Below are 6,057 nucleotides of genomic sequence, written 5' to 3' on the forward strand. Positions count from 1 at the left end.
TGCCAATGAATTAAAGATTTAGACAAGGGAGTCCCTTGTCTCTACTGTTTTGAAATTGAAATATTGTAGGGACAATGGCACTGCCTTGTCCTAATAAATTCAATAACAATATTCTTAATTCATTGGCATTGAGCTAAAGCCTCCGATTCCAAGTAAATTTTGCAAAAAATTATTTAAAGGTACGAAGATGAGAAAAGATATACACCCAGACTATAAAGTTTGTGCGGTAGAGTGTGCTTGTGGAAACAAGTTTGAGGTTAGAACAGACAAAGAGAAGATGAATATTGATATCTGTAATGAGTGTCATCCATTCTTTACAGGTTCTGAAAAAATTGTTGATGCTGCTGGTAGAATTGACAAATTTAAGAAAAAATACAATCTCTAATGAATGTAGGGGTAGACCCATGTGTCTACCCTCTTTTTAAATCCCATGTTAAAATTTATCCCTACGCCTATAGGCAACCCTCAAGACATTACTATCCGAGCTTTAAGAGAGTTTGAAAAAGCTACGCTATTTTTATGTGAAGATACCCGCGAAACCAAGAGATTGTTACGCATCCTAGAAGAACGATTTGAGTTCTCCTATCCTGATGCTGAGTTTATATCTTTTCATGAACATAATGGAGCAGAGAGATTGATTCAAATTGCAAAACGCTTACAAGATGAAGAGGTGGTTTTCGTAAGTGATGCAGGAATGCCTGTTATCTCTGACCCTGGACAGATACTAGTTGAGTATTGTCAAAACAGTAACATCGAATATGATGTTTTACCAGGGGCTAGTGCCGTGACTACAGCCTATGCTGCTTCTGGATTCAAAAATGGAAAGTTTAACTTTTTTGCCTTCTTACCTCACAAAGGAAGGAGTAGAACTTCTATGCTTACAGAAGTTATGAACAGCTCCACAGACACAGTTCTCTATGAGTCTCCTCATCGTATCTTAAAACTTATAGAGGAGATAACTGCTCTTGATGAGAGTAGAGAGCTATTTTTTGCTAAGGAGTTGAGTAAAAAGTTTCAAAACTACTACAGAGGAACTGCTAAAGAGATTTTGAAAAAGTTTGAAACTATCAACTCTAAAGGTGAATGGGTGGTGGTGATAGAAGCGAAACAGAGCGAACATAAAGCACTATATTTAGAGGATATCTTATCAATAGATATGGCTCCAAAAGTAAAAGCAAAACTTTTATCAAAAATAACAGATAAAACTACAAAAGAGTGGTATACAGAACTTATCTCTTAATTCTTTTCTAACAGCAAAATTTCGATAAAATCATCTTTATGATTATTTATGGAAAACAAGTATGTCTTCATGCATTGAGTCAGCATGAGCCATCAGTAAAAACAGTATATATTGCTAAAAAAGGTATTTTACCTCAAAAACTTTATGATAAGTATAAGTCTCGCATAAAATTTTTGGAGAATAAATGGGCCCAGAGTATGGCAAAAGGTGGAAATCATCAAGGCATTTTGGTTGAGATGGAGGAATTTGCTCAATCGGATTTAACTGCAATGAAACAGAATAGTTTTGTTCTAGTGCTTGATTCATTGACAGATACAGGAAACATCGGAGCCATTGTACGAACTGCTTATGCTCTAGGTGTTGATGGCATTATCGCTTCTGGTGTCAAAAGTCTCAATTTTGCTTCTATAGTAAGAACCAGTTCTGGAGCCTTACTTGATATGCCATTTGTTATAATACCAAATGTTTTAGATGTGATAAATGAACTCAAACAGGTGGATTTTAGGATATATGGTGCTTCAATGGGGGGTGCATCCATAAACTCCTGCAAATTTACTACTAAAAGGGTTTTACTCTTGGGTAGTGAGGGTGAGGGTATTTCAAAACGAGCTAAAAGCAAAATAGATGAGATAGTCTCTATAGAGATGCAACGAGAATTTGATTCGCTCAATGTGAGTGCCGCCGCAGCAATATTAATAGATAGGATGAGATATGAAGTTTAGTGAATTATTGGGAAAAGAGGGTTTAACATCTGTTAGCGAAAGAACTAATATATCAATTGAAATTCTTGAAAGTTTAGTTGATAATAATTTTGAAGACCTTACGCGTGTTAAAGCTATGGGGTTTTTAAGTATATTAAAGCGTGAATACGACATGCCACTCGATGATTTAGAGAGTAGTATCAAAAACTATTTTGAAGAGCACAGTGATAATGATAACCAACCAATATTACTCTCTGCAGATAGAACAAAGAGGGATTCAGGTTTCTTGAAATGGCTTATTATATTTATTCTCTTAGGCGGACTTTGGTATCTATATAATAGTGATAAACTAGGCGGAAATCTTAGTAATACAGAGAATAGAGAAAATGAACTAAAGGATAGTGAAGTTCTACAGAGTAGTGTTAATGAAGAGGATGCAAAAGAGAGTGTTGTAATTAAAGATGCTGAAAATGAAGATGAGATAAAAGTTGAGATTCAAACAACAGAAACAACTCAAGTAACAGAAGAGAAAAGTATCGACGAAAATGAATCAAATAACAGTGTAGCGGCTGAGTCTAGCACGGTAATAGAGAGTATTGAAGATAAAGTTGAAGAGAATATCACTGTTAGTCTAAATAGTGCAGAAGATAATAAAGAGATAGAGAGTAATAAAACTACGACTGAAAAGAGTATTGCTGAAGAGACTACAGATGAAATTGTAGATGAAGCTATTGAGACTAATGTCGAGACTGCTTCTGATAATATTATTGTTGAGGGGGAAGAGAAAGCAGAGATAATCTATAATGTAACTGTTAACCCAAGAGTAAACTTATGGTTCGGTTTTATCAACTTGGATACAAAAGGACGAAAAGAGTTTATCACAACAGAATCAACACCAATTGATGTGGGAGAGCAGCGATGGGTACTAATAACAGGGCATGGTCGCCTCTCTGTTGCTTCTGACCTAGAAACACTTGAGATAAATGATAGTTCCAAACACTACTTTTATATAGACAGCAACGAGATGAGAGAGATAAGTCGTTCAGAATTCAAAGCACTTAATGATGGAAAGGGTTGGTAATGTTTGAAGAGATTCAATTTGATAAGATAAATAGACTACCAAAGTACATCTTTGCAGAGATAAATGATTTGAAGATGGCAGAGAGAAGAGCAGGTAAAGATATTATCGACTTCTCAATGGGAAATCCAGATGCTAGAACTCCTCAACCGATTATTGATAAACTATGTGAGACAGCTCAACGAGATAAAACTCATGGTTATAGTGCGAGTAAAGGTATCTATAAACTTAGACTTGCAATGACAAAATGGTATAAGAGAAAATACAATGTTGATTTAGACCCTAATAGTGAAGTGGTTGCAACTATGGGAAGCAAAGAGGGGTATGTACACTTAGTTCAAGCTATCTCCAACCCAGGTGATGTAGCAATTGTCCCTGACCCTACCTATCCAATTCACTCACAGGCTTTTATCCTAGCAGGAGCCAATGTTGAGAAGATGGAGTTAAAGTTTAATGAAGAGACATTTGAACTGGATGAAGAGGCATTTATAGAAGATGTAAAAGAGGCCTTGGATAACTCTCTGCCTCGTGCAAAATTTTTAATATTGAACTTTCCTCATAATCCAACAACAGTTACAGTAACTCCTGAATTTTATCAAAGAGTTGTAGCCTTGGCAAAAGAGGAGAGATTTTATATTATCTCTGATATTGCTTATGCAGACATTACTTTTGATGGATATAAGACACCATCTATTTTAGAGGTAGAGGGGGCAAAAGATGTAGCTGTAGAGGCCTATACTCTATCAAAATCTTATAATATGGCAGGTTGGCGTGTTGGTTTTGTTGTTGGGAACAAAAAACTTGTTGGGGCTTTAGAGAGTATCAAATCATGGTTAGATTATGGTATGTTTACCCCTATCCAAGTAGCAGCTACCGTAGCACTTGATGAGCATGGTTATGTACCAGAGGAGCAGATAATACCTCGCTACCTAAAACGAAGAGATGTGATGTTAGAGTCGTTTGCCAATGCAGGTTGGAAGATGGGAAAACCGAGTGCTAGTATGTTTATTTGGGGTAAGATTCCAGAAATCTGTAGAGATATGGGTAGCATGGAGTTCTCAAAGAGACTGCTTGTAGAGGCTGGTGTGGCTGTGAGTCCAGGGATTGGCTTTGGTAAGTATGGTGACCAGTATGTGCGAATTGCTCTTATTGAGAATGAGAATAGAATACGACAAGCGGCTAGAAATATCAAAAAATTTATAAAGAAAATAGAAGCAGAAAAATTAAAGGGGTAGAAGTGATGATAAAAGTTGGAATATTGGGTGTTGGTACAGTTGGGGCGAGTGTTGCAAATATTTTAGAGGAAAATGCAGATATTATAGAGGCTAGAGCAGGTAAAAAAATCGTGGTAAAACACGGTGTGGTTAAAAATCTCTCAAAAGATAGAGGGGTCAATATTCCACTATCTGACAATGTCGATGATATTCTAAATGACCCAGAGATAGATATTGTGGTGGAGCTTATGGGTGGAGTCGAGAAGCCCTATGCTGTAGTCAAAAAAGCGTTGGAGAGTGGCAAAGCAGTTGTGACAGCAAACAAAGCACTTCTAGCATATCACCGTTATGAACTTCAAGAGATTGCAGGTGATACTCCACTGATGTATGAGGCTAGTACAGCAGGTGGTATCCCTATTATCGGTGCGATGAGAAATGGTTTGACTGCTAATCACATTGAGTCCATTCAAGGTATTATGAATGGAACAACCAACTATATGTTGACCAAAATGATAAATGAGGGTGCTAAGTATGATGAGATACTTAAAGAGGCTCAAGATTTGGGCTATGCCGAGGCTGACCCAACATTTGATGTAGGTGGATTTGATGCTTCTCACAAACTGCTCATCTTGGCAAGTATCGCTTATGGAATAGATGCCAAACCAGAGGATATTCTGATAGAGGGGATAGAGAATATCACCCAAACAGATGTAACCTTTGCAAAAGAGTTTGGATATGAGATAAAACTGCTTGGAATCGCCAAAAAAGTTGAAAATGGTGTAGAGCTTAGAGTGCATCCAACTATGATAAGCCAAAATAGCATGATAGCCAAAGTAGATGGTGTCATGAATGCGGTCTCTGTAGTAGGTGATAGAGTAGGTGAGACAATGTACTATGGTGCGGGAGCTGGTGGTGATGCTACAGCTTCTGCTGTTATTGCTGATATAGTTGATATAGTCCGTGGAAACCATGGTCCAATGCTAGGATATAAAAAAGGTTTAGAGGGTAGTGGATTAGAGCTTCTTCCTGAAGAGGAGATAGTGACAAACTATTATCTAAGAATGGAGGTAGATGACCAGTCTGGGGTACTAGCTTCTATCACTAGAGAGCTTGAAAAGTTTAATATCTCAATAGAGTCTATGCTACAGAAACCTCACTCTAATGATGAGAGAGTTAAGTTGCTCTTTACTACCCATAAGTGTCAAGAGGCTAAGATTCAGGAGGCTATGGTTGTGTTGAAAAAGCTTGACTGTATCTATGGTGAGATTGCTATGATGAGGATTGAGAAGTAAAAATAGAGATGCTTCATATTTGATGAAAAGTAGTTTACACTTGGAACCGATGGCTTTAGCCCAATGCCAATGAATTAAGCCCAAACCCACCTAAAAACCAGCCTTTTTAGAGACAGGAAACTTAGTAGAAGAGTGCTTCTTCCTCTCAAAGCTTCTGTCGGGTTTTATGGGCAGTAAATTTCCAATAATCTCATCCTCAATCATCTGATATATCTTCTCTTCACGAACATTTTTTTGAAACATTAAGACTAAGCTGTTTTTCATACAACCAATAGAGAAACTCTTGTTAAGTTGATAGAGATATTTTCGTTCTTTAGCTTGATTATACAAAGAGACTCTCTCTTCCATTACATCATTCATAACCAAAGAGCAGATATTGTTGTTGGCTCATACCAACCTCAGAGGTCTCACAGAAAAATAGTAATTATTAGTCTTTTACTTTAAGAAAGTTACAATATATTTACATCAAAAACGATGATAAATATTACAAATATAATAGACCCAAAAAAATGCTATGAAGAGATAAGAAAAA

At 36.8% G+C, this 6,057-nt stretch carries 7 protein-coding genes; 6 read left to right on the top strand and 1 reads right to left on the bottom strand.

All coding sequences use genetic code 11. The annotated features are described in order from the left end of the window. The first annotated feature begins 187 nt into the window (after positions 1-187). The 6 genes from rpmE to GSY74_RS01670 are packed head-to-tail and all read left to right on the top strand — an operon-like array spanning position 188 to position 5,525. Entirely contained in the window at positions 188-385 is a 198-nt protein-coding gene (gene rpmE / locus GSY74_RS01645; protein ID WP_164663377.1) for a 50S ribosomal protein L31, read from the top strand. 21 nt (positions 386-406) lie between these two features. Then, the gene (gene rsmI / locus GSY74_RS01650) at positions 407-1,240 is read left to right on the top strand and encodes a 16S rRNA (cytidine(1402)-2'-O)-methyltransferase (RefSeq protein ID WP_370518758.1); all 834 of its coding nucleotides are present in this window, start codon (positions 407-409) and stop codon (positions 1,238-1,240) included. Between the two features lie 38 nt (positions 1,241-1,278). Then, positions 1,279-1,962 (top strand): 23S rRNA (guanosine(2251)-2'-O)-methyltransferase RlmB, encoded by a 684-nt coding sequence (gene rlmB, locus GSY74_RS01655; RefSeq protein ID WP_164663378.1) that lies wholly within the window; start codon positions 1,279-1,281, stop codon positions 1,960-1,962. Continuing rightward, the gene (locus GSY74_RS01660; protein WP_164663379.1) at positions 1,952-3,022 is read left to right on the top strand and encodes a hypothetical protein; all 1,071 of its coding nucleotides are present in this window, start codon (positions 1,952-1,954) and stop codon (positions 3,020-3,022) included. The genes rlmB and GSY74_RS01660 overlap by 11 nt, the downstream gene beginning before the upstream one ends. Continuing rightward, positions 3,022-4,254 carry an LL-diaminopimelate aminotransferase gene (locus tag GSY74_RS01665; RefSeq protein WP_164663380.1) on the top strand — a complete coding sequence of 411 codons (1,233 nt, stop codon included), beginning with the start codon at positions 3,022-3,024 and terminating at the stop codon, positions 4,252-4,254. Before GSY74_RS01660 ends, GSY74_RS01665 begins: the two co-directional genes overlap by 1 nt. Positions 4,255-4,259: 5 nt before the next feature. Further along, positions 4,260-5,525 (top strand): homoserine dehydrogenase, encoded by a 1,266-nt coding sequence (locus GSY74_RS01670; RefSeq protein ID WP_164663381.1) that lies wholly within the window; start codon positions 4,260-4,262, stop codon positions 5,523-5,525. Between the two features lie 90 nt (positions 5,526-5,615). On the opposite strand, the gene GSY74_RS01675 is transcribed toward GSY74_RS01670, so the two are convergent. Beyond that, positions 5,616-5,885: a hypothetical protein gene (locus tag GSY74_RS01675; RefSeq protein ID WP_164663382.1), complete on the bottom strand. Its 270-nt coding sequence runs from the start codon at positions 5,883-5,885 to the stop codon at positions 5,616-5,618. Positions 5,886-6,057 lie beyond the last annotated feature (172 nt).

Origin of the sequence: Sulfurovum sp. bin170 (assembly GCF_010892395.1) — a bacterium.
Classification (GTDB): Bacteria; Campylobacterota; Campylobacteria; order Campylobacterales; family Sulfurovaceae; genus UBA1140.